This is a genomic window from Aerococcus sp. L_32, from assembly GCF_050689315.1.
This window is the reverse complement of sequence record NZ_JBOEQF010001247.1, coordinates 1-529: the sequence shown is the minus strand read 5'-3', so window position 1 is coordinate 529 and position 529 is coordinate 1. Positions and strand designations below refer to the sequence as shown.

Here is a 529-nt window from a genome sequence, read left to right as displayed (position 1 = left end):
GATAGCCGCCATATCCGTTTCCGCATAAACATAGAAATCTGCACCTTCAAATCCTAGTCGGTCCGCTCGCAGCTTGATTTGATGCATCGATTCCTCTCCGGACACATATAAAACTGGCCCAGCACTCTGATGCAATTCAGCTGATACCTGTAGCATTAAGGTTGACTTCCCAATCCCTGGGTCACCGCCAATTAAAACCAGCGAACCTTGCACCACACCGCCACCTAAGACGCGATTTAGTTCGCCTAATTGGGTTTGGATACGCGGGGTTTCTTCCCCTTGAACCGCCGCCAATTTTTGTGGCTTCATTCGGCTTGAATTGGCTTGTCCAACGCGGGTTTCAGGATGCGCAATAGTCTTCCCATATAAGCGTTCCTCTTCCATTTGGTTCCATGCCCCACAATTCGGGCACTTGCCATAGAACTGAACACTCTCATAACCACAAGCCTGACACACATATCTCGTTGTCGTTTTCTTCGCCATAATGGACTTCACTCCTTTCTATTTATTTAAACAATAGCAACTGACG

At 47.6% G+C, this 529-nt stretch carries 1 protein-coding gene; it reads right to left on the bottom strand.

Features of this window, described 5'->3' with window-relative positions:
- A partial coding sequence (locus ACRCJ0_RS19150) for an AAA family ATPase (protein WP_431391799.1) occupies positions 1-483 on the bottom strand: 483 nt, incomplete at its 3' end.
- Between the last annotated feature and the right edge of the window lie 46 nt (positions 484-529).